At 70.9% G+C, this 22,660-nt stretch carries 22 protein-coding genes; 16 read left to right on the top strand and 6 right to left on the bottom strand.

What is annotated here, in order from left to right; genetic code table 11:
* The first annotated feature begins 86 nt into the window (after positions 1-86).
* The 4 genes from tsaB to AB0M70_RS26660 are packed head-to-tail and all read left to right on the top strand — an operon-like array spanning position 87 to position 2,599.
* Entirely contained in the window at positions 87-743 is a 657-nt protein-coding gene (gene tsaB, locus AB0M70_RS26675; RefSeq protein WP_365823508.1) for a tRNA (adenosine(37)-N6)-threonylcarbamoyltransferase complex dimerization subunit type 1 TsaB, read from the top strand.
* A gap of 29 nt (positions 744-772) precedes the next feature.
* Entirely contained in the window at positions 773-1,246 is a 474-nt protein-coding gene (gene rimI / locus AB0M70_RS26670) for a ribosomal protein S18-alanine N-acetyltransferase (RefSeq protein WP_363209369.1), read from the top strand.
* The gene (tsaD, locus tag AB0M70_RS26665; RefSeq protein WP_365823506.1) at positions 1,239-2,345 is read left to right on the top strand and encodes a tRNA (adenosine(37)-N6)-threonylcarbamoyltransferase complex transferase subunit TsaD; all 1,107 of its coding nucleotides are present in this window, start codon (positions 1,239-1,241) and stop codon (positions 2,343-2,345) included. The genes rimI and tsaD overlap by 8 nt, the downstream gene beginning before the upstream one ends.
* Positions 2,342-2,599, top strand: a complete 258-nt coding sequence (locus AB0M70_RS26660) for a hypothetical protein (protein WP_365823504.1) — start codon at positions 2,342-2,344, stop codon at positions 2,597-2,599. The genes tsaD and AB0M70_RS26660 overlap by 4 nt, the downstream gene beginning before the upstream one ends.
* A 24-nt stretch (positions 2,600-2,623) precedes the next feature.
* Here the strand turns inward: AB0M70_RS26660 and AB0M70_RS26655 are convergent, their stop codons facing one another.
* Entirely contained in the window at positions 2,624-3,325 is a 702-nt protein-coding gene (locus AB0M70_RS26655) for a helix-turn-helix domain-containing protein (RefSeq protein WP_365823502.1), read from the bottom strand.
* Positions 3,326-3,417: 92 nt separating this feature from the next.
* Between AB0M70_RS26655 and AB0M70_RS26650 the strand changes: the two genes are divergently transcribed.
* The 3 genes from AB0M70_RS26650 (at position 3,418) to AB0M70_RS26640 (ending at position 6,698) form a co-directional block, all read left to right on the top strand.
* Positions 3,418-4,908 (top strand): MFS transporter, encoded by a 1,491-nt coding sequence (locus tag AB0M70_RS26650; protein WP_365823499.1) that lies wholly within the window; start codon positions 3,418-3,420, stop codon positions 4,906-4,908.
* 42 nt (positions 4,909-4,950) lie between these two features.
* On the top strand, positions 4,951-5,307 hold the full coding sequence (locus AB0M70_RS26645; RefSeq protein ID WP_365823497.1) for a YciI family protein: 357 nt from the start codon (positions 4,951-4,953) through the stop codon (positions 5,305-5,307).
* A gap of 152 nt (positions 5,308-5,459) precedes the next feature.
* Positions 5,460-6,698, top strand: coding sequence for an RNA polymerase sigma factor (locus AB0M70_RS26640; protein WP_365823800.1), 1,239 nt, complete (start codon positions 5,460-5,462; stop codon positions 6,696-6,698).
* 24 nt (positions 6,699-6,722) lie between these two features.
* Here AB0M70_RS26640 and AB0M70_RS26635 read toward each other — a convergent pair whose 3' ends face one another.
* Complete coding sequence (locus AB0M70_RS26635; protein ID WP_365823798.1) at positions 6,723-7,973, bottom strand: methyltransferase domain-containing protein; 1,251 nt, start codon at positions 7,971-7,973, stop codon at positions 6,723-6,725.
* A gap of 82 nt (positions 7,974-8,055) precedes the next feature.
* Between AB0M70_RS26635 and AB0M70_RS26630 the strand changes: the two genes are divergently transcribed.
* From AB0M70_RS26630 to groL, 3 genes are all read left to right on the top strand, one after another.
* The gene (locus AB0M70_RS26630; protein WP_365823495.1) at positions 8,056-9,015 is read left to right on the top strand and encodes a polysaccharide deacetylase family protein; all 960 of its coding nucleotides are present in this window, start codon (positions 8,056-8,058) and stop codon (positions 9,013-9,015) included.
* 474 nt (positions 9,016-9,489) lie between these two features.
* The gene (gene groES, locus AB0M70_RS26625) at positions 9,490-9,798 is read left to right on the top strand and encodes a co-chaperone GroES (RefSeq protein ID WP_006347174.1); all 309 of its coding nucleotides are present in this window, start codon (positions 9,490-9,492) and stop codon (positions 9,796-9,798) included.
* A gap of 121 nt (positions 9,799-9,919) precedes the next feature.
* A complete protein-coding gene (gene groL / locus AB0M70_RS26620) occupies positions 9,920-11,548 on the top strand; it encodes a chaperonin GroEL (protein WP_365823492.1) in 1,629 nt (542 codons plus the stop codon).
* A gap of 162 nt (positions 11,549-11,710) precedes the next feature.
* On the opposite strand, the gene AB0M70_RS26615 is transcribed toward groL, so the two are convergent.
* Positions 11,711-12,484, bottom strand: a complete 774-nt coding sequence (locus AB0M70_RS26615; protein WP_365823490.1) for an SDR family oxidoreductase — start codon at positions 12,482-12,484, stop codon at positions 11,711-11,713.
* A gap of 33 nt (positions 12,485-12,517) precedes the next feature.
* Positions 12,518-13,195 carry an MOSC domain-containing protein gene (locus AB0M70_RS26610; protein WP_365823488.1) on the bottom strand — a complete coding sequence of 226 codons (678 nt, stop codon included), beginning with the start codon at positions 13,193-13,195 and terminating at the stop codon, positions 12,518-12,520.
* Positions 13,196-13,274: 79 nt separating this feature from the next.
* On the opposite strand from AB0M70_RS26610, the gene AB0M70_RS26605 reads away from it, so the two are divergent.
* Positions 13,275-14,171, top strand: coding sequence for a LysR family transcriptional regulator (locus tag AB0M70_RS26605; RefSeq protein WP_363208747.1), 897 nt, complete (start codon positions 13,275-13,277; stop codon positions 14,169-14,171).
* Between the two features lie 44 nt (positions 14,172-14,215).
* Here AB0M70_RS26605 and AB0M70_RS26600 read toward each other — a convergent pair whose 3' ends face one another.
* A complete protein-coding gene (locus AB0M70_RS26600) occupies positions 14,216-14,560 on the bottom strand; it encodes a WhiB family transcriptional regulator (RefSeq protein ID WP_363208748.1) in 345 nt (114 codons plus the stop codon).
* 389 nt (positions 14,561-14,949) lie between these two features.
* Here AB0M70_RS26600 and AB0M70_RS26595 point away from each other — a divergent pair, with 389 nt between their 5' ends.
* The 4 genes from AB0M70_RS26595 to AB0M70_RS26580 all read left to right on the top strand — a co-directional run bounded on the left by AB0M70_RS26595 (position 14,950) and on the right by AB0M70_RS26580 (position 19,369).
* Positions 14,950-15,561: a response regulator transcription factor gene (locus AB0M70_RS26595; RefSeq protein WP_003948568.1), complete on the top strand. Its 612-nt coding sequence runs from the start codon at positions 14,950-14,952 to the stop codon at positions 15,559-15,561.
* Positions 15,562-15,827: 266 nt separating this feature from the next.
* Positions 15,828-16,403: a sigma-70 family RNA polymerase sigma factor gene (locus AB0M70_RS26590; protein WP_363208749.1), complete on the top strand. Its 576-nt coding sequence runs from the start codon at positions 15,828-15,830 to the stop codon at positions 16,401-16,403.
* Positions 16,404-16,555: 152 nt separating this feature from the next.
* Positions 16,556-18,070, top strand: coding sequence for an IMP dehydrogenase (gene guaB / locus AB0M70_RS26585; protein WP_363208750.1), 1,515 nt, complete (start codon positions 16,556-16,558; stop codon positions 18,068-18,070).
* 174 nt (positions 18,071-18,244) lie between these two features.
* Positions 18,245-19,369 (top strand): GuaB3 family IMP dehydrogenase-related protein, encoded by a 1,125-nt coding sequence (locus tag AB0M70_RS26580; RefSeq protein ID WP_365823484.1) that lies wholly within the window; start codon positions 18,245-18,247, stop codon positions 19,367-19,369.
* Positions 19,370-19,455: 86 nt separating this feature from the next.
* Here AB0M70_RS26580 and AB0M70_RS26575 read toward each other — a convergent pair whose 3' ends face one another.
* Entirely contained in the window at positions 19,456-20,709 is a 1,254-nt protein-coding gene (locus AB0M70_RS26575) for a nucleotide sugar dehydrogenase (protein ID WP_365823482.1), read from the bottom strand.
* Between the two features lie 239 nt (positions 20,710-20,948).
* On the opposite strand from AB0M70_RS26575, the gene AB0M70_RS26570 reads away from it, so the two are divergent.
* Complete coding sequence (locus AB0M70_RS26570) at positions 20,949-22,655, top strand: glycerol-3-phosphate dehydrogenase/oxidase (protein WP_365823480.1); 1,707 nt, start codon at positions 20,949-20,951, stop codon at positions 22,653-22,655.
* Positions 22,656-22,660 lie beyond the last annotated feature (5 nt).

Genomic DNA, 22,660 nt, shown 5'->3' with positions numbered 1-22,660 from the left:
CGTACGGCTATGGGGTGACGTTAGCAGCAGGTGTGCGGCATCCCCGGGCGGCCGTGCTCCGGGCGTCGGAGCCGTAGGCTATTCGCGTGCTCTTGCTCGCTCTGGATACCGCCACCCCCGCCGTCACCGTCGCGCTGCACGACGGCACGTCCGTCGTCGCAGCCTCCAGCCAGGTGGACGCCCGCCGTCACGGCGAGCTGCTGCTCCCCGCCGTCGACCGGGTGCTCGCCGAGGCGGGCCGCAGGCTCGACGCCGTGACCGGCATCGTCGTCGGCGTGGGCCCCGGCCCCTACACCGGTCTGCGCGTCGGCCTGATGACCGCCGACACCTTCGGCCTCGCGCTCGGCGTGCCGGTGCACGGGGTCTGCACGCTCGACGGCCTCGCGTACGAGTCCGGCATCGAGGGCGGCCCCTTCGTCGTCGCCACCGACGCGCGGCGCAAGGAGGTCTACTGGGCGCGGTACGCGGACCCGCGCACCCGCCTCACGGATGCCGCGGTCGACCGCCCCGCCGACATCGCCGACGAGGTGGCGGGCCTGCCCGCCGTCGGCGCGGGCGCGGTGCTCTACCCCGAGACCTTCCCGGACGCCCGCGCCCCCGAGCACGTCTCGGCGGCGTCGCTGGCCGCGCTCGCGGCGGAACGGCTGGCCGCGGGCGAGGAACTGGCGGCGCCCCGGCCGCTGTACCTGCGGCGCCCCGACGCGCAGGTCCCCAAGAACTACAAGGTGGTCACCCCCAAGTGACATCCGTGACGACAGTCGTCCTGCGCGAGATGCGCTGGTGGGACATCGAGCCCGTCTTCGTCCTGGAGAAGGAACTCTTCCCGGACGACGCGTGGTCGCGCGGCATGTTCTGGTCCGAGCTCTCCCACGCGCGCGGCCCGACGGCCACCCGCCGCTACGTGGTCGCGACGGACGGGGAACGCCTCGTCGGGTACGCGGGACTCGCGTCGGCCGGCGACCAAGCCGACGTACAGACCATCGCGGTGGCCCCGAGCCACTGGGGCACGGGGCTCGGCTCCCGGCTCCTGACCGACCTGCTGAACGCGGCGACCGCCTTCGAGTGTGCCGAGGTCATGCTCGAGGTGCGGGTCGACAACACCCGGGCGCAGAAGCTGTACGAGCGCTTCGGCTTCGAGCCCATCGGCTTCAGGCGCGGCTACTACCAGCCGGGCAACGTGGACGCCCTCGTCATGCGCCTGACCGATCCATCAACTTCCGTACAAGGATCCGACACCCATGGCTGACTCGCGCGACCAACCTCTCGTTCTCGGCATCGAGACCTCCTGCGACGAGACCGGCGTCGGCATCGTCCGCGGCACCACCCTGCTCGCCGACGCCATCGCCTCCAGCGTCGACGAACACGCCCGGTTCGGCGGTGTCGTGCCCGAGGTCGCCTCGCGCGCGCACCTGGAGGCGATGGTGCCGACCATCGAGCGCGCCCTGAAGGAAGCGGGCGTCACGGCCAAGGACCTGGACGGCATCGCGGTGACCGCGGGGCCCGGCCTCGCGGGCGCGCTGCTCGTGGGCGTCTCGGCGGCCAAGGCGTACGCGTACGCCCTCGGCAAGCCGCTCTACGGCGTGAACCACCTGGCCTCGCACATCTGCGTCGACCAGCTGGAGCACGGCGCCCTGCCCGAGCCGACGATGGCGCTGCTCGTCTCCGGCGGCCACTCCTCGCTGCTGCTCTCCACCGACATCACCTCGGACGTGCGCCCGCTCGGCGCGACCATCGACGACGCGGCGGGCGAGGCCTTCGACAAGATCGCGCGGGTGCTCGACCTCGGCTTCCCCGGCGGCCCCGTCATCGACCGGTACGCGAAGGAGGGCGATCCGAAGGCGATCGCGTTCCCGCGCGGTCTCACCGGGCCGCGCGACGCGGCGTACGACTTCTCCTTCTCCGGCCTGAAGACGTCCGTGGCGCGCTGGATCGAGGCCAAGCGGGCGGCGGGCGAGGACGTTCCCGTGCGTGACGTGGCGGCGTCCTTCCAGGAGGCGGTCGTCGACGTGCTGACCCGCAAGGCCGTGCGGGCCTGCAAGGACGAGGGCGTGGACCACCTGATGATCGGCGGTGGCGTGGCCGCCAACACGCGGCTGCGCGCCCTGGCGCAGGAGCGCTGCGAGGCGGCCGGCATCCGGCTGCGGGTGCCGCGGCCGAAGCTGTGCACGGACAACGGCGCGATGGTGGCCGCGCTGGGCGCCGAGATGGTGGCGCGCAACCGCTCGGCCTCCGACTGGGACCTCTCGGCGGACTCCTCGCTCCCGGTGACGGAGCCGCACGTGCCGGGCCACGCACACGGCCACGATCACGTGCACGAGGTCAGCAAGGAGAACCTGTACTCGTGACCGTCGCCCTGATGTGGGAGGCCCGCGCCGCCGACGGGCGGGGCGAGGAACTGCTCGCGTGGGCGCGGGCCCAGGTCCTGGACGGTGAGCCGGTCCGCAGGGAGAGCTTCCGCGCCCCGCAGGACCGGGTCCTCGTCCTGACCTGGTGGGACGCCACGTACGACGCCGACCTCCCCGAACTCCCCGAGCCTTCCCCGGAGTTGGTCACGCGAGCAGTGCACCGCTGGCGGTTCGAGTCGGTCGGTCTGGGCTGACGCCCCGTACCGGCCGGGGATGGGTCAGGTGCGTCGCGCCTGACCCAGAAGCCCGTCGATGACCGCCCCCAGCTGCTTCGACGCGTCGTACTGCGCCGTCAGTTCAAGCCAGCGGCCGGCGAGCGCGGTCATGCGGGGGAGCTCGGCGGCGTCCGCGTCGTCGAGCATGTCGGGGAAGTGGCGCTTGCGGTCCGGCTCATCGGCGCGGCGGGCCATCGCCTGGCGGAAGACCAGGTCGCCGTAGACGCAGTGCCAGATGGTGCGGTAGGCGGCGACGGCCTCGGACGGGGTCAGACCGCAGGCTTCGCACGCGGCGATGATCTCCTCGACCATCCACAGGGCGCCCTTGTCGGTGAGGTCGCCCAGGCTGAGCACCTCAACCACCCAGGGCATGCGCGCCAGCGTGCCGTGCATGTGCACGGAGACCGCGAGCATCCGGTCGCGCGGATCGTCGGGCAGTTCGGGGCGCGGGACCGTGTCGGCCGTGCCGGACAGGGTGAGCATCAGGAGCTCGTCCTTGTCGTGCACGTGGTGGTAGAGCGCCATCGGGGTCGTGCCGACCTCCTTGGCGACCCGGCGCATGCTCAGGGCGGCCACGCCCTCCTCCTGGAGGATGCGGCGCGCGATGCCGACGATCGTGTCGAGGTCGATGCGGCTCGGGCGACCGCGCTTCCTCTTCTCCGCTACGGGCTTCGCTGCCTCTGGCGCTGGTTTCTCTGCTTCCACGTGGCTCATTGTCGCGCCCGCGCCGGGCGGTCGCCGCATGGCGTCGAGCTTTCCCGTTTATTTTCTATACGCGTATAGTAATGTGCGTGGGCATGGTGAATACCGCTGAGTTGAAGTCCTCAGGGGCCCGTTGGCTGCTGCCGGTGCTGCTCACCGTGCAGTTCCTGGTGTCCCTCGACATGTCCGTCGTGAACATCGCGCTGCCCGACATCGGCGACGATCTCGGCTTCGGCGCCGACTCGCTGCTCTGGGTCGTCAACGCCTACGCGCTCGCCTTCGGCGGCCTGCTCATGCTGGGCGGACGCCTTGCCGACGTGGTGGGGCGGCGGCGCACCCTGATCGCCGGTTTCGTGGTCTTCGGCGTCGCGAGCCTGGTGGGCGGTCTCGCCCAGACGCCGGGGCAGCTCCTCGCCGCGCGGGCCGTGCAGGGCGCCGGGGCGGCGGCCCTCGCCCCCGTCGCGCTCGCACTCATCACCGTCAACTACGCTGCCGGGCCCGCGCGTTCACGGGCGCTCGGCCTCTGGGGCGCGGCCGGCGCGCTCGGCGGCGCGGTCGGGGTGATGGCGGGCGGCCTGCTCACGGACTGGGCGGGCTGGCGCTCCGTGATGCTGATCAACGTCCCGGTGGTGCTCGCCGTGCTGCTCCTCTCCCGGCACGGAGTACCCGCCGACCGGCGCACCGGGACCTCGCCGCGCCTCGACGTGACGGGGGCGCTGCTCGTCACGGCGGGTATGGCCGCGCTCGTCCTCGGCCTCGTCCGCACGGAGACGTACGCGTGGGGATCCGGCACGACCCTGGGCACCCTGGGCGCGGCCGCCGTGCTGCTCGGCGCCTTCGCCGTCGTCGAGTCCCGCAGCCGGGAGCCGCTGCTGAGGCTCGGCCTGCTCGGGAACCGGCCCGTGCTCTCCGCGGACGCCTTCGCGCTGCTGATGTCGTCGGGGCAGTTCGCCGCCTTCTACTTCACCTCGCTCTACCTCCAGGAGGTCATGGCGTACGGGTCGACTGCGGCGGGGGCGGCGTTCCTGCCGTTCTGCGGGGGCATCGTCGCCGGGTCGGTGATCTCGGCCCGGACGGTGGGGCGCTTCGGGGAGCGGGCGCTGCTGGTGACCGGGGGGCTGCTGGGTGCGGTGGGATTCGGGTGGTTCGCCGTGACGGTCGGGCCCGACGGCACCTTCCTGGGGTCCGTCCTGGGGCCCTCGCTGGTGGCGAGCGTCGGAATCGGCATGTGCTTCGTGCCCTTGGGCGCGGCGGCGACCTCCGGTGTGGCCTCCGAGGAGACCGGCATGGCCTCGGGGCTGCTCAACAGCTCCCGGCAGCTGGGGGGTTCGCTGGGGCTCGCGGTCCTGGTGACAGTGGCGTCGGGCGTCACCGGGGAGAGGCGGGGGCCGGGCGGGCTCGCGGACGGCTACGCGACGGCGTTCGGGGTCGCCGCGGCGCTGCTCGTGGCGGCGGCCGTGGCCACGGCGGTGCTGCATCGCGCCCCCGCGCGGCCGCGACCTGCTAAAACGTATGCCCGAGAAAATTCTCCGAAGAATCCGGGCGGCGGTGTCGATCCGGGTGTCTCCCGTTCGACGCATGGGTGAGAGGCGAGGAGAAGCCCCGCCTCCACCTGTTGGGAGATCACCATGCCGCGCTTTCTGACGATGATCCGCGTCGACGAGAAGAACTCGCCCGAGGGCGGCCCGAGCCCCGAGATGGGTGAGCGCATGGGCGCGCTGCTCGAGGAGATCACCAAGGCCGGGGTGATGCTCGAGACCGCGGGCCTCACCCCGAGCGCCCAGACCACCCAGGTGCACTGGGAGGGCGGTCGACTCTCCGTCACGGACGGGCCGTTCACCGAGGCCAAGGAGGTCGTCGGCGGCTACTCCATCACGCAGTGCAAGGACAAGGCCGAAGCGGTCGAGTGGGCCGGCCGGTTCCTGAGGACCCACGACGAGCAGTGGACCGTGACGGCGGAGGTCCGGGAGATCATCGAGGGCTGACGCCCCCGACGCCGACCCTTTGCGGTGCCTCGCGCAGGGTGCTCTGATGGGTGGCCGTGACGGCCCACTCCTCAGAGCCCCCTCGCCCGGCCTCTCCTCGCCCGGCCCCTCCTCGCCAGGACACTTCTCGGCCGGACTCTCCTGACCGCGCCATCGAGACCGTCTTCCGCATCGAGTCCCCGCGCCTCATCGCGGGCGTCGCCCGGATCGTGCGCGACGTGGGCATCGCGGAGGAGCTGGCGCAGGACGCGATGGTCGCCGCCCTCGAACAGTGGCCGCGGACCGGCGTCCCCGACAACCCGGGCGCCTGGCTGACGACCACCGCCAAGCGCCGCGCCATCGACCTCGTACGCCGCAGGGAGCGCTACGCGCGCAAGCTCGCGGAGATGGGCCGCGACCTGGAGGCGGCGCCGCCCCACGTCGATGAGCCCATGGACCCCGACGACATCGACGACGACCTCCTGCGCCTCGTCTTCACCGCCTGCCACCCGGTGCTCTCCGCCGAGGCCCGCATCGCCCTCACCCTGCGCCTCCTCGGCGGTCTCGCGACGGCGGAGATCGCCCGCGCGATGCTGGTGCCCGAGGCGACGGTGGCCCAGCGCGTCGTGCGCGCGAAACGCACCCTCGCGACCAAGGGCGTGCCCTTCGAGGTGCCGTACGGGGCCGAGCGCGAGGCCCGGCTCGGGTCGGTGCTCGAAGTCATCTACCTCATCTTCAACGAGGGGTACGCGGCCACGGCGGGCGACGACTGGCTGCGGCCCTCCCTGTGCGAGGACGCCCTGCGTCTCGCGCGCGTGCTGGCGGGGCTCATGCCCCGGGAGCCCGAAGTGCACGGCCTGGCCGCGCTGTTGGAGCTCCAGGCGTCCCGTTCGGCGGCGCGTACGGGGCCGAAGGGCGAGCCGGTGCTCCTCGCGGACCAGGACCGGCGGCACTGGAACCGGCCGCTGATCCGGCGGGGCTTCGCCGCGCTCGCCCGTGCGCGGGCCACATCGACGGGCGGCCCCGGTCCCTACGAGCTCCAGGCCGCGATCGCCGCCTGCCACGCCAACGCGCCCTCGTACGAGAAGACGGACTGGCCTCAGATCGTCGCCCTGTACGAACTGCTCTCGGCGCGGGCTCCCTCACCGGTGGTCGAACTGAACCGCGCGGTCGCGGTGTCGATGGCCTCGGGTCCCGCGGAGGCGCTGCTGCTCGTGGACGCGCTCGCGGAGGAACCCGCCCTGAAGGACTACCACTTGCTGCCGAGCGTGCGGGGCGACCTGCTGGCACGTCTTGGGCGTGCGGCGGAGGCGCGTGCTGAGTTCGAGCGGGCGGCGGGGCTCACGCGGAATGGGCGGGAGCGGGAGTTGTTGCTGGGGCGAGCCGAAGCAATCAGCCCGTCCGGCGTTTGAGGACGAACTCGGCGGAGCCGGTGATCAACGGTGCCCGGGGCCGCTGCTCTCAGGAACGTCCACCGGCTGCCCGATCAGCATCGCCGGCGCGCCCGCCACCCGCGTGAGGAACACCGTCGCCGAGTTCTTGCCCTGCGGTTTCACCTTCCGCCGCAGTTCCTCCGGCTCCACCGCGGAGCCCCGCTTCTTCACCGTCAGGATGCCGACCTCCCGCTCCCGCAGCACCGCCTTCAGCTTCTTCACGCCGAAGGGGAGCTGATCGGTGATCTCGTACGCCACCGCGTACGGCGTCGCGTGCAGGGCGTCGGAGGTGACGTACGCGATGGTCTCGTCGATCAGACCGCCCTCCACCCGCGCGGCCACCTCCGCGACCAGATGCGCGCGGATGACGGCGCCGTCCGGCTCGTACAGATAGCGCCCCACCGGACGCACCCCGGGATCCGGCAGCATCGCGTCGAGCGAGGACCACAGCGATGCGCCCGAGGGCAGCAGGGTCGCGCGGTGCGAGGACGGGGTGTCCGTGCCGAACCACAGCACGGCCTCCTTCACGTCCCCGCCGTCCGAGATCCACTCCGCCGCGGCGTCGGCGGGCACCGCCTCGTGCGGGATGCCGGGGGCGATCTTCAGCGCCGCGTGCGGGGCCTTGCGGGCGGCCTCGATCGCCCAGGAGAACGGCGGGGAGTAAGCCTCCGGATCGAAGATGCGGCCCCGCCCGCCGCGCCGCGCCGGGTCCACGAAGACCGCGTCGTACGCGGACGTGTCGACCTCGGTGACATCGGCCTCGCGCACCTCGATGAGGTCGGCGAGGCCAAGGGCGTCCGCGTTCGCGCGCGCCACCGCGCAGGTCAGCGGGTCACGGTCGACGGCGAGGACGGCGACCCCGGCCCGCGCGAGGGCGATCGCGTCACCGCCGATGCCGCAGCAGAGGTCGGCCACGCTCCGTACGCCGAGCGCCCGGAAGCTCTCGGCGCGGTGCACGGCCACGCTCGTACGGGTCGCCTGCTCGACGCCGTTCGGGGTGAAGAACATCCGCCTCGCGTCCTCGGCCCCGAACTTCGCCACCGCGCGGCGCCGCAGCCGCGCCTGCGCGAGCACCGCCGTGACCAGCTCCGCCGGGTGGTCGCGGCGCAGGCGCGTCGCGACGGCCAGCTCCCGGGCCGGATCGGCCTCCCGTACCTCGTCGAGATCGAGCAGGGACCGGCCTTCGGGGGTGAGGAGCGCGGAGAAGGAGGTCAGGGCGGTCGAGGCGCGGTCGAGGTCGTTCACCCGGCCCATTGTGGGCCAGTCGGTGGATGGTGCGCGCCCGGTGGCGGTGTCGGCCCGGCAGCGGGCCTGTGAGCTGCAAAGATCCGGCGCCATGCAACTAGTACGACAAAACGACAAATTCAGTCCAAGGTGGAAGAGCCGGAGGCGGGGCCCGGCGCGGCGTCGGGCCAGGGGACAGGTGCGCGCCGGGGTGGCCGTGCTCGTCGTCGCCGCCATCGCCTCCGGCTGTGCCTCGGGCGCCGACGGCGGAGCGAACCCCGCCCCCGGTCAGCAGCGCCTGGACGCGCCGCCCGCCCGCGCCCTGGACTCCTACGCCCACAAACTCCGCGTCGCCCAGGTCGCCCGTGCCGCCGCCGCGAAGCGCTGGGGCCTGGCGAAGACCCCGCTGGCCGCGCCGCCCGCACCGGCCAAAAAGCCGACGATCACCACCCGCAAGGGGTTCGAGGTCAAGGGGCAGGCGAGTCTGCCGCCCGTCTTCACGACGATCCCGACCAAGAAGAAGATCGTCTTCCTGACCATCGACGACGGCGCCGAGAAGGACCCGGCGCTGCTCAAGATGATGAGCGAACTGCAGATCCCGTACACCGCGTTCCTCAGCGACTACCTGGTCAAGGAGGACTACGGCTACTTCAAGAAGATGCAGTCGCGCGGTGTCGTCCTGAACAACCACACCCTCAACCACCGCTACATGCCGGGCCTCTCGTACGCGGGCCAGCGCCGCGAGATCTGCGGCATGCAGAACGTCATCCAGAAGCGCTACGGCAAGCGGCCCGAACTCTTCCGCCCGCCGTACGGCAACTACAACGCGGACACGCTGCGGGCCGCCAAGTCCTGCGGCATCAAGGCCGTGCCGCTGTGGGCGTCCGAGGCCTTCGCCGACCACATGGAGTGGCGCGAGTGGGACCGGGACCTGCACCCCGGCGACATCATCCTCACGCACTTCCGGGGGCGCGAGGACTGGAAGGGCAGCATGCCCGACATGGTCCGCAAGGTCATGAAGACGGTCACCGACAAGGGGTACGCGGTGGCCAGGCTGGAGGACTACCTGTGACCGGGCGGGCGCGGGCGCGCCGCTGCCTCGCCGCGGCCGTCGCGGCGGGTGTGCTCGCGCCCGCGCTGCTCACCGGGTGCGCACAGTCGGTGGACCCGATCGAGCGCCTCGGCCGCAAGGCGGCGGAGAACGTCCCGCCGCGGAAACCGGGGGCGTCGCCCAGCTGCGCCCCGCCCGCGGGGTCGCCGGAATCCGGGCGGCACACGGCCCCGGAGACGGAACCGCCCGGCGCGAAAGAACGTTGCCCCGAGGGGCGCGGGGGCCCCTCGGCGTCCCCTTCAAGATAAGACCCGCGTCAGCGAATTAGCAGTCCGCTTGACCGAGTGCTAATCGTCGTCCTAGTCTCGGCCTTGGCACTCACCACTGGAGAGTGCCAACCAGCGACGGGCAGGTCCGGCACCCGCGACGACGGATCCACCTGGTCGCCACCCCAGACTGTTAACCCCGTAGATCTCCGAAGGGGGAGACCGGATCGTGACGACCGCCAGCTCCAAGGTTGCCATCAAGCCGCTCGAGGACCGCATTGTGGTCCAGCCGCTCGACGCCGAGCAGACCACGGCCTCTGGCCTGGTCATTCCGGACACCGCGAAGGAGAAGCCCCAGGAGGGTGCTGTCCTCGCCGTGGGTCCGGGCCGCTTCGAGAACGGCGAGCGCCTGCCGCTCGACGTGAAGGTCGGCGATGTCGTGCTGTACAGCAAGTACGGCGGCACCGAGGTGAAGTACAACGGCGACGAGTACCTCGTCCTCTCGGCTCGCGACGTCCTCGCGATCGTCGAGAAGTAATTCACCTGCTTCACCAGTTTTGCTTTTGAGTTGCGCCCCTGGTCACCCCGCTGCTGATTGCCGGGCGGCGAGGGGCGCAGTTCGTTTGAAACCGATTTTTCGAGAGGGCTGAACCGCTCCCATGGCGAAGATCCTGAAGTTCGACGAGGACGCCCGTCGCGCCCTCGAGCGCGGCGTCAACAAGCTTGCCGACACGGTCAAGGTGACGATCGGCCCCCGCGGCCGCAACGTCGTCATCGACAAGAAGTTCGGCGCTCCCACCATCACCAACGACGGCGTCACCATCGCCCGTGAGGTCGAGGTCGAGGACCCGTACGAGAACCTCGGCGCGCAGCTCGTCAAGGAGGTGGCGACCAAGACCAACGACATCGCGGGTGACGGCACCACCACCGCGACCGTGCTCGCCCAGGCCCTGGTCAAGGAAGGCCTGCGCAACGTAGCCGCCGGCGCCTCCCCGGCCGCCCTGAAGAAGGGCATCGACGCCGCCGTCGCGGCCGTCTCCGCGGAGCTCCTCGCCACCGCGCGCCCGATCGACGACAAGGCCGACATCGCGGCCGTCGCCGGTCTGTCCGCCCAGGACCCGCAGGTCGGCGAGCTCATCGCCGAGGCGATGGACAAGGTCGGCAAGGACGGTGTCATCACCGTCGAGGAGTCCAACACCTTCGGTCTCGAGCTGGACTTCACCGAGGGCATGGCCTTCGACAAGGGCTACCTGTCCCCGTACATGGTGTCCGACCAGGAGCGTATGGAGGCCGTCCTCGACGACCCGTACATCCTGATCCACCAGGGCAAGATCTCGTCCATCCAGGACCTGCTGCCGCTGCTCGAGAAGGTCATCCAGACCAACGCCTCGAAGCCGCTCCTGATCATCGCCGAGGACGTCGAGGGCGAGGCCCTGTCGACCCTGGTCGTGAACAAGATCCGCGGCACCTTCAACGCCGTCGCGGTGAAGGCCCCCGGCTTCGGCGACCGTCGCAAGGCCATGCTCGGTGACCTCGCCACCCTCACCGGCGGCACCGTCATCGCCGAAGAGGTCGGCCTCAAGCTCGACCAGGTCGGCCTGGACGTGCTCGGCACCGCCCGCCGCGTGACCATCACCAAGGACGACACCACGGTCGTCGACGGCGGCGGCAACGCCTCCGAGGTCGAGGGTCGCGTCAACCAGATCAAGGCCGAGATCGAGGCCACGGACTCCGACTGGGACCGCGAGAAGCTCCAGGAGCGCCTCGCGAAGCTGGCCGGCGGCGTGTGCGTCATCAAGGTCGGCGCCGCCACCGAGGTGGAGCTCAAGGAGAAGAAGCACCGTCTGGAGGACGCCATCTCCGCGACCCGCGCCGCGGTCGAGGAGGGCATCGTCTCCGGTGGTGGCTCCGCTCTGGTGCACGCCGTCAAGGTCCTCGAGGGCAACCTCGACAAGTCCGGCGACGAGGCCACCGGTGTCGCGGTCGTCCGCCGCGCCGCCGTCGAGCCGCTGCGCTGGATCGCCGAGAACGCCGGCCTCGAGGGCTACGTCATCACCTCGAAGGTCGCCGAGCTCGACAAGGGCTTCGGCTTCAACGCCGCCACCGGTGAGTACGGCGACCTGGTCAAGGCCGGCGTCATCGACCCGGTCAAGGTCACGCGCTCCGCGCTGGAGAACGCCGCGTCCATCGCGTCGCTGCTCCTGACGACCGAGACGCTGGTCGTCGAGAAGCCGGCCGAGGAAGAGGGCGACGCTGGCGCTGGGCATGGGCACGGTCACTCTCACTGACCCCGCTTGACGCTGCCGCGTAGCTGAACTGAGGCCCGGAGCCCCTGATGGGGGCGCCGGGCCTCAGTGTTTTCGGATGCTCGTCTGCCGGGTTTCTCGCCGTCGCCGTCTGCGGATCGGCGTCCGTCCTCGCGCAGTTCCCCGCGCCCCTTACGGGGCGCTCTACTGCGGGCCGTACTTCCTGCCCGTCCTCGACGTCACTCCGCCCAGCAGCGCCCTCGGCGTCACCTTCACCACGCCCATCAGTGCCTTGTAGCGGGGGTCCGGGATGGAGAGGGTCTTGCCCCGCGCCAAGTCGGCGAGCGCGGCCGCGACCAGCTTGTCCGCGTCGAGCCACATCCATTTGGGGATGTTCGACGTCCCCATCCCGGCCCGCTCGTGGAACTCGGTCCGTACGAACCCGGGGCACAGGGCCATCAGCCGCACCCCGGAACCGGCCAGGTCCTTCGCCGCCCCCTGCGTGAACTGCACGACCCACGCCTTCGAGGCGCCGTACGTCCCGCGCGGCACGAACGCCGCCACGGAGGCGACGTTGACGACGCCACCGCGGCCCCGCTCCCGCATCGACTCCGTCGCCGCCGACGTCAGCCGGAGCACCGCCTCGCAGTGCACCTTGAGCATCGTCAGCTCTTCCTCGATCGGCACCTCCAGGTACTGGCCCTTGTTGCCGAACCCGGCGTTGTTCACCAGGAGGTCGACCGCGTTCCTGCGGTCCGCGAGGCGCTTCTCGACGGCGGCGATCCCGTCGTCGGTCGCGAGGTCCGCGGTGAGCACCTCCGCCTCGATGCCGTGCCGGTCGTGCAGTTCGGTCGCCTGTTCCCGCAGCCGCTCGGTGTTCCGTGCCACCAGGACCAGGTTGTGGCCGTCACCGGCGAGCCGCCGGGCGAAGGCCGCGCCGATACCGGCGGTCGATCCCGTAATCAGAGCCGTAGTCATGGACCAAGGCTAGTGAGATCCGGGGACCACCGGTCACGGCGTCCGTGAACCGTACTTGTCCGCGTACTTACGAGCCGCCTCGATCACCTCGGGGTGCAGCGCGTCCCCGGCGGCCAGCAGGCTCGGCAGCAGGTGCTTCTCCGTCATCACCGCCCTGAACTGGAGGGCGACGGTGACGTCGTGCTCCGGCCGGTGCACGACGGCGATGGCGTCCCCGGCGCGGATCTCGCCCGGTTCGATCACCCGCAGATAGGCGCCGGGGAGGCCCCGCTGAGTGAAGCGCTTGACCCACTTCGTCTCGCCGAGATGTCCCTGGAACGTCTGGCAAGGGATGCGGCCCGACGTCACCTCCAGGAGCAACTCGGGCCCGACGCGCCAGCGTTCGCCGATCTTCGCGCCGCTCACGTCGAGGCCGGACGTCGTGAGGTTCTCGCCGAAGGAGCCATGGGGCAGCGCGCGGCCGAGCAACTGCTCCCACGCGTCGAGGTCCTCGCGCGCGTAGGCGTACACGGCCTGGTCGTCGCCGCCGTGGTGCCGCGTGTCGCAGACCTCGTCCCCGGCGAGGCCGCTCCCGCCGACGCCTTTCGGGCCCGGAGCTGTCACCCGTACGGCCCCTTCGGCGGGCTGCTTGTCGATTGCGGTGCCGCCCGAAGGGGCGTCGGTGTAGTCCACGGCCTTGAACCGGCCCTGATTCACGGAAAGAAGCTTCATGGCGGAAGGCTAGGCGAGCTAGCCCAAAGCGTCGACGCATTATTGGGCGATCACCCCAAGCGTCACTTATGCTTGATCCATGATCGAGGCCCGTCATCTCCGTGTCCTGCGTGCGGTCGCCCTCAGCGGCTCCTTTTCCGCCGCCGCGCGCGAGCTCGGCTGTACGCAGCCCGCCGTGAGCCAGCAGATGAAGGCGCTCGAAGCGTCCGCGGGTACGACGCTGCTGATCCGCACCGGGCGCGAGATGCGCCTGACCCAGGCCGGCGAGGCCCTGGTCCGGCATGCCACCGGAATCCTGGCGGGCCTGACGGCCGCCGAGGAGGAGGTCGCCGCCATCGCGGGCCTGCGGGCGGGCCGCGTCCGCCTCGTCTCCTTCCCCAGCGGCAGCTCGACGCTGGTGCCGAGCGCGCTGGCCGCCCTGCGCGCCGCCCACCCCGGCACCCGGGTCTCGCTCGTGGAGGCCGAACCGCCGCGCTCGGTCGAGATGCTGCGCGAGGGCGACTGCGACGTGGCGCTCGCCTTCCGCTACGAAGGCGCGTCCGCCGCCGAGGAGTGGGACGACCTGGTCGTACGGCCCCTGCTCGCCGACCGACTCGTCGGTCTCGTGCCCGAGGGGCACCGGCTCGCCAAGGCCGAGTCGGTCGCCATCGGGGAACTGGCCGACGAGCCGTGGATCGCGGGCTGTCCGCGCTGTCGCAGGCAGCTGGTCGAGGTCTGCGAAGGGGCGGGTTTCGTGCCCCGGATCGATTTCGCGACGGACGACTATCCGGCGGTGATCGGCTTGGTCGGCGCGGGCCTCGGGGTCGCGGTGCTGCCCGAACTGGCCATCGAATCTGTTCGCCCCAAAGGTGCACGCACAGTGACGGTGGAGCCTGCCGTCCAGCGCGAGATCGTCGCGCTCACCCTGCCCGATCTGGCGCAGGTGCCCGCGGTGGCGGCCACGCTGGACCACCTCGCGCGCGCCGCGGAGCGCTGAGCGCTCGGCGTGGAGTGCTGAGCGCTTCTTGGAGAAACGTTCCTTCAGGTGTGCGTGATCATGCCGCCGTGTGAGGCCGACGCCGAAGGCGCCGACGTGGTGACCAGGCGGTTGCGCGCGCGGCCCATGAGCTCTTCGCGCTCGTCCTCGGTGAGCCCGCCCCACACGCCGTACGGCTCCCGTACCGCGAGGGCGTGAGCCGCGCACTCCGCGCGTACCGGGCACCTCATGCAGACCTCCTTGGCGGAGTTCTCACGCGCGCTGCGTGCCGCGCCCCGCTCGCCCTCGGGGTGGAAGAAGAGCGAGCTGTCGACCCCGCGGCAGGCCGCGAGGAGCTGCCAGTCCCAGAGATCAGCGTTCGGTCCGGGAAGGCGGGAGAAATCTGCCATTGCTTGTCTCCTGGTAGCCGTTCTGCGCGGATACGGTGCCCACGACCGTACATCTACTGTCTAAGGAGATGAAAATATGACTCATTGGAAAATCTAGCCACAGACACCAGCAAAAGGGAAGGAAGAGGGCTAAATGGGGCATGGGTTGTGATGAAAGGTTGAGGGTCTCTTGCGCTGTCTGCTCTGTGTCCGCGCCCTCACGTAGAGTGCCGAACGTGGCTGACCGCCCCGTAACTCTTTCGGGTGACCGTCGTTGAGAGTGCGAGGCGGTTGAAAGAACAAGCGCTCGGGCAGATGTCCGAGAGCGTCAACCGCACAGGTGACGAATATGTACCAGCCTGGAGGCTCAAGGTGACGCGCAGCAGCTGTGAGAGCCGCGGAGGACAGTCATGACATCCGTCCTCGTCTGCGACGACTCCCCGCTTGCCCGAGAGGCGCTCCGCCGCGCGGTGGCGACCGTGCCCGGCGTCGAGCGTGTGACGACGGCGGCCAACGGCGAGGAAGTCCTCCGCCGCTGGGGCGCCGACCGCTCGGACCTGATTCTGATGGACGTACGCATGCCCGGACTGGGCGGCGTGGAGACGGTCCGGCGGCTGCTGTCCGCCGACCCCGGTGCGCGCATCATCATGCTCACCGTGGCCGAGGACCTGGACGGCGTGGCGCTCGCGGTCGCCGCGGGTGCCCGCGGCTATCTGCACAAGGACGCCTCGCGCGCCGAGCTGCGCGCGACCGTGACCCAGGCGCTCGCCGACCCGACGTGGCGGCTGGCTCCGCGCAGACTGCGTTCGGCCGAGATGGGCGCCGCGCCCACCCTCACCGCGCGTGAGATCCAGGTGCTCGAGGGCATGAGCCACGGCCGGTCCAACGCCGAGATCGGACGTGAGCTTTTTCTCTCCGAGGACACGGTCAAGACCCACGCCAGGCGGTTGTTCAAGAAGCTCGGCGCCTCGGACCGCGCGCACGCCGTGGCGCTCGGTTTCCGCTGGGGCCTGGTCCGATAGGTGTGCCGCCGTGCGGGCACGGCGATCCCCGCCCGCCGTGTGGTGGGCGGGGTGACGGACGCCCGTCGCTCCCCCTCGCGGGAGCGGTTGCCGTTGCTTCGCCGCCGATGCCGCATCCTTGAGGTGTGGAGTTCCTCGGGGACAGGTCGGTCGAGCGGGAGGGGAGGGCGCACGAGATGAGTTCCGGCGCACCTGCTCATAACGCTTCGGTGCACAACTACGGACGTGGTGCCACGGATCAATCGGCGCCAAGGCACCATGGACCGATGCGCGATGACAAGACGACGGTGATCGGTGCCCTCGTCCTTCGCGCGGTCGAGGGTGACGAACAGGCGACGCACGATCTGCTCGCTCATGTACATCCCCTGGCGCTGAGGTACTGCCGCACCAGACTCTCCCGACTCCCCGGAGACGCGCGGCACTTCGTGGAGGACCTGGCGCAGGAAGTGTGCGTCGCGGTCCTCCTCGCGCTGCCGCGGTACAAGGACACGGGGCGCCCCTTCGAGGCCTTCGTCTTCGCCATCGCCGCGCACAAGGTCGCCGACCTGCAGCGCGCCGCGATGCGCCATCCCGGATCCACCGCGGTGCCGTCGGACGAGATGCCCGAGCGGCCCGACGACTCCCTCGGCCCCGAGGAGCGCGCGCTGCTCAGCAGCGATGCCGCGTGGGCCAAGAAGCTCATGGCGAACCTTCCGGAGAACCAGCGCGAGCTGCTGCTCCTGAGGATCGCGGTCGGTCTCACGGCCGAGGAGACCGGGCAGATGCTCGGCATGTCACCGGGTGCGGTGCGGGTCGCGCAGCATCGCGCGTTGAGCCGGTTGCGGGCACTGGCCGAGCAGTAACGATCACCGGTCGCTCGGTGAGCGCCTTCAGGGTCCGTTCTCGACGTATGAACGTACAAACCTGATCGATGATCTTGATCGTGGAATGAGACACCCTCCGTTCCCGTTAGCATGGACATCCGCACCGATCAAGGCCATTTGGGGAAGGTGTCATGACTGCAAACGGCGGTTCTTCGACGGGGGTACCCGATAAATTCGCGACGCTCGGGCTGACCTACGACGACGTGCTGCTGCTGCCCGGCGCGTCGGAAGTGCTGCCGAACGCGGTCGACACCTCGTCCCGCATCTCCCGCAACGTGCGTGTGAACATCCCGCTGCTCTCGGCGGCCATGGACAAGGTCACCGAGGCCCGCATGGCCATCGCCATGGCGCGGCAGGGCGGCGTGGGCGTGCTCCACCGCAACCTGTCCATCGAGGACCAGGTCAACCAGGTCGACCTCGTGAAGCGTTCCGAGTCCGGCATGGTCACCGACCCGATCACGGTGCACCCGGACGCGACGCTGGCCGAGGCGGACGCGCTGTGCGCGAAGTTCCGCATCAGCGGTGTCCCGGTCACCGACCCGGCGGGCAAGCTGCTCGGCATCGTCACCAACCGCGACATGGCCTTCGAGAACGACCGCAGCCGTCAGGTGCGCGAGGTCATGACGCCGATGCCGCTGGTCACGGGCCAGGTCGGCATCAACGGCGTGGACGCCATGGAGCTGCTGCGCCGCCACAAGATCGAGAAGCTTCCGCTGGTCGACGGCGCCGGGGTGCTCAAGGGCCTCATCACCGTCAAGGACTTCAAGAAGGCCGAGCAGTACCCGAACGCGGCCAAGGACGCCGAGGGCCGCCTCCTCGTGGGTGCCGCGGTCGGCGCGAGCCCCGAGGCGCTTGAGCGGGCCCAGGCGCTGGCCGGGGCGGGTGTGGACTTCCTCATCGTCGACACCTCGCACGGCCACAACAGCAACGCGCTGAGCTGGATGGCGAAGATCAAGTCCAGCGTCGGCGTCGACGTCATCGGCGGCAACGTCGCGACGCGTGACGGCGCCCAGGCCCTGGTCGACGCCGGTGTCGACGGCGTCAAGGTCGGTGTGGGCCCCGGCTCCATCTGCACCACGCGTGTGGTCGCCGGCATCGGTGTCCCGCAGGTCACCGCGATCTACGAAGCGGCGCTCGCGGCCCGCGCGGCCGGCGTCCCGGTCATCGGCGACGGCGGTCTGCAGTACTCCGGCGACATCGGCAAGGCGCTCGCTGCCGGAGCCGACACGGTGATGCTGGGCAGCCTGCTCGCCGGCTGCGAGGAGTCTCCCGGCGAGCTCATGTTCATCAACGGCAAGCAGTTCAAGTCGTACCGCGGCATGGGTTCCCTCGGGGCGATGCAGTCCCGCGGGCAGGGCCGCTCGTACTCCAAGGACCGCTACTTCCAGGCCGAGGTGGCCTCGGACGACAAGCTCGTCCCCGAGGGCATCGAGGGCCAGGTGCCCTACCGCGGCCCGCTGGCCAACGTGCTGCACCAGCTCGTCGGCGGTCTGCGCCAGACGATGGGCTATGTGGGCGCCGCCTCCATCGACGAGATGGAGACCAAGGGCCGCTTCGTGCGCATCACGTCGGCAGGTCTCAAGGAGAGCCACCCGCACGACATCCAGATGACGGTCGAGGCGCCGAACTACGCGAACAAGCGCTGACCCCCTTGGCTGACCTCGTTCGCTGACCCGTTCTCGCCGCGCACGCGCGCGTAGGGGCGGTCCGGATTCCCCGGGCCGCCCCCTTCGTGCGCGTCGGGGATACTGGAGCGGCAGACCGAGTGCCGAAGTGCCGAAGAAGTGCGAAGTACCGAAGAAAGCTGAAGGGCCACCCACGTGACTGAGATCGAGATCGGGCGCGGCAAGCGCGGCCGCCGCGCGTACGCCTTCGACGACATCGCCGTCGTGCCGAGCCGTCGTACCCGCGACCCGAAGGAGGTCTCGATCGCCTGGCAGATCGACGCCTACCGCTTCGAGCTGCCCTTCCTGGCGGCGCCGATGGACTCGGTCGTCTCCCCGCAGACCGCGATCCGCATCGGCGAGCTGGGTGGTCTGGGCGTACTGAACCTCGAGGGCCTGTGGACGCGGTACGAGGACCCGCAGCCGCTGCTCGACGAGATCGCGGAGCTGGACACCGACAACGCCACCCGGCGCCTCCAGGAGATCTACTCCGCTCCGATCCAGGCCGACCTGATCGGGCAGCGCATCAAGGAGGTGCGCGACTCGGGTGTGGTCACCGCCGCCGCGCTCTCCCCGCAGCGCACCGCCGAGTTCTCCAAGGCCGTCGTGGACGCCGGTGTCGACATCTTCGTCATCCGCGGGACGACCGTCTCGGCTGAGCACGTCTCCGGTGCCGCCGAGCCGCTCAACCTCAAGCAGTTCATCTACGAGCTCGACGTGCCGGTGATCGTCGGCGGCTGCGCCACGTACACCGCCGCGCTGCACCTGATGCGCACGGGCGCGGCCGGTGTCCTCGTCGGCTTCGGTGGCGGCGCCGCGCACACCACGCGCAACGTCCTGGGCATCCAGGTGCCGATGGCCACCGCCGTCGCGGATGTCGCGGCCGCCCGCCGTGACTACATGGACGAGTCCGGCGGCCGGTACGTGCACGTCATCGCCGACGGCGGCGTGGGCTGGTCCGGCGACCTGCCCAAGGCCATCGCCTGCGGTGCCGACGCGGTGATGGTGGGCTCCCCGCTCGCGCGCGCCACGGACGCGCCCGGCAAGGGTCACCACTGGGGCATGGAGGCCGTCCACGAGGACGTGCCGCGCGGCAAGCGCGTCGACCTCGGTGTGGTCGGCACGACGGAGGAGATCCTCACCGGTCCCTCGCACATCCCGGACGGCTCGATGAACTTCTTCGGGGCGCTGCGCCGGGCGATGGCGACGACGGGCTACAGCGAGCTCAAGGAGTTCCAGCGCGTCGAGGTGACGGTCGCGGACTCGCAGCACAGCCGCTGACGGTTCAGTCCAGCTGACGGTTCAGTTCAGCTCTACGGAGGGCCCCGGTACGCGTACCGGGGCCCTTCTTGTGTGTCGTGGCGCCCTCAGAGGCGGTGGGCCGCGCCTGCCGGGGTCGCGCCGCGGGTGTCGAGGAGCAGTTGCGCCTTCACGGCGAGACCTTGCAGGTCGTACGTGCGGTGGTGCTGGAGCAGGATCGTGAGGTCGGCGTCGGCCGCCGCCTCGTAGAGGGAGTCCGCGCGGGGGACGGGGTGGCCGAGCACGCTCCAGCTGGGCACGTAGGGGTCGTGGTAGCTGACGGCGGCGCCCATCTCCATCAGGCGGGTGGCCACCTCCTGGGCGGGGGAGCCCTGCTGGTCGGCGAGGTCGGGCTTGTAGGTGACGCCGAGGAGCAGGACGCGGGCGCCGCGGGCCGACTTGCCGTGTTCGTTGAGCAGGGTCGCCGAGCGCTGGATCACGTACCGGGGCATCCGGTCGTTGACCTGTTGGGCCAGTTCGACCATGCGCAGGGGGTGGGCGCCGCGGCCGGGGCCGGGGATGTCCAGGGGGACGCCGTGGCCGCCGACGCCGGGTCCCGGGCGGAAGGCCTGGAAGCCGAACGGCTTGGTCTCGGCGCAGCGGATGACGTCCCACAGGTCGATGCTCAGGTCGTGGCAGAGCACGGCCATCTCGTTGACGAGGGCCATGTTCACGTGCCGGTAGTTGGTCTCCAGGAGGTGCACCGTCTCGGCCTCGCGGGGGCCACGCGCGCGTACGACCTTGTCGGTGAGGCGGCCGTAGAAGGCGGCGGCCGATTCGGTGCAGGCCGGGGTGAGGCCGCCGATGACCTTGGGGGTGCCGGCGTAGCCGTGATTGCGGTTGCCCGGGTCGAGGCGGCCGGGGGAGTGGGCGAGGTGGAAGTCGCGGCCCGCGCGCAGGCCTGAGCCCTCTTCGAGGATGGGGCGCAGGAATTCCTCCGTGGTTCCGGGGTAGGCGGGTGACTCAAGGATCACCGTGGTGTGCGGGCGCAGCCGTGCGGCCAGGGCGCGGGCGGCTTCGGCCACCTGGCTCAGGTCGAGGCTGCGGTCGGCGGCCGGAGGGGTGGGGGCGCAGATGACCGCGGTGCGCACCCGGCCCAGCTCGACCGGATCGGTGGTGGGCCGGAAGCCCCCCGAGAGCATCCGGCGGACATCGGCGGCCGTGAGGGTTCCCTCGGCGCCGTCGCAGGGCAGGCGCCCGTTGGCCAGGTCGACGGCGCGGGCGGGGTCGTAGCCGATGGTGGCGATGCCGCCGGAGACGGCGGCCTGGGCGAGGGGCAGGCCGAGGTGGCCGAGACCGATGACGGCGAGATCTGCGGGCATGGCGGTGGGCCGTCCTCCCAATAGCCGGAGCGGGACGAGCGCGCAAGCCCTGTGGACAAGGTGGACCAGCGCAATGTCAGACTAGGAGTAAATATGACCGTTATGCGGCATTGCGCTGTACCGGGCGTCGGAGTGTTGGCCGCGCGTTGTCCACAGGCGGCGGCCGAACTCAGCGGACCCGGCCAGAATCTGGGCATGATGTGAGCGCGACCACACCCGACAGCAAACGGGAGGCAGCGGTGAGGACAGCGACCTTGGGACCGGCGGAGCGTGCCGAGTCACTTGCGGGAATGGCCGAGCGGGAGCTGGATGTCCTGGTCGTGGGTGCCGGAGTGGTCGGTGCGGGCACCGCACTCGACGCCGTGACCCGCGGCTTGTCCACCGGCCTCGTCGAGGCGCGGGACTGGGCGTCGGGCACGTCGAGCCGGTCGAGCAAGCTGATCCACGGCGGCCTGCGCTATCTGGAGATGCTCGACTTCGCGCTGGTGCGTGAGGCGCTCAAGGAGCGCGGCCTGCTCCTCGAGCGGCTCGCCCCCCACCTCGTGAAGCCGGTGCCGTTCCTCTATCCCTTGCAGCACAAGGGCTGGGAGCGGATCTACGCCGGATCGGGCGTCGCGTTGTACGACGCCATGTCGATGTCCCGAGGGCACGGCCGAGGTCTGCCCATGCACCGCCACCTGACCCGGCGTCACGCCCTGCGCGTCGCCCCGTGCCTGAAGAAGGACGCACTGACGGGGGCCATGCAGTACTACGACGCGCAGATGGACGACGCGCGCTACGTGGCGACCCTCGTGCGCACGGCCGCGGCGTACGGCGCCAAGGTCGCCAACCGCGCGCGGGTCACGGGCTTCCTGCGCGAGGGCGAGCGCGTCGTCGGGGCCAAGGTCCAGGACGTCGAGGGCGGCGGGGAGTACGAGGTCCGGGCCAAGCAGGTGGTCAACGCCACCGGGGTGTGGACGGACGACACCCAGGCGATGGTCGGGGAGCGGGGACAGTTCCACGTCCGGGCCTCCAAGGGCATCCATCTGGTCGTACCCAAGGACCGGATCAACTCCACGACGGGCCTCATCCTGCGGACGGAGAAGAGCGTCCTCTTCGTCATCCCGTGGGGACGGCACTGGATCGTGGGGACGACCGACACCGACTGGGATCTGGACAAGGCGCACCCCGCGGCCTCCAGCGCCGACATCGACTATCTGCTCGAGCACGTGAACTCGGTGCTCGCAGTGCCCCTTTCAAGGGACGACGTCCAAGGGGTGTACGCAGGGCTCAGGCCGCTGCTCGCCGGAGAGTCGGACGCCACGAGCAAGCTGTCGCGCGAGCACACGGTGGCGCATCCGGCACCGGGCCTCGTGGTCATCGCGGGCGGCAAGTACACGACGTACCGCGTCATGGCGAAGGACGCCGTGGACGAGGCGGTGCACGGCCTGGACCAGCGGGTCGCCGAGTGCGTCACCGAGGACATCCCGCTGGTCGGCGCCGAGGGGTACAAAGCGCTGTGGAACGCGCGCGCCAGGATCGCGGCCCGCACGGGCCTGCATGTGGTCCGGGTGGAGCATCTGTTGAACCGGTACGGCTCACTGGCCGAAGAGGTCCTCGCCCTCGTCACGGCCGATCCCACCCTGGGTGAGCCGCTGCCCGCCGCGGACGACTATCTGCGGGCCGAGATCGTCTATGCCGCGTCGCACGAGGGGGCACGGCACCTGGACGACGTGCTGACCCGGCGCACGCGCATCTCGATCGAGACGTTCGACCGGGGCACGCGCAGCGCGCGGGCGTGCGCGGAGCTGATGGCGCCGGTCCTCGGCTGGGACAAGGACCAGGTGGAGCGGGAGGTCCAGCACTACGAGAAGCGGGTGGAGGCGGAGCGGGAGTCGCAGCGGCAGCCGGACGACCTGACGGCGGACGCGGCGAGGCTGGGGGCGCCGGACATCGTGCCGCTCTAGGGCGC

It is taken from the genome of Streptomyces sp. NPDC051214, assembly GCF_040682375.1.
In the GTDB taxonomy this organism is placed as follows: Bacteria; Actinomycetota; Actinomycetes; order Streptomycetales; family Streptomycetaceae; genus Streptomyces.
The sequence above is the reverse complement of the archived record's forward strand: the minus strand, read 5'-3'. Positions and strand labels throughout refer to the sequence as shown.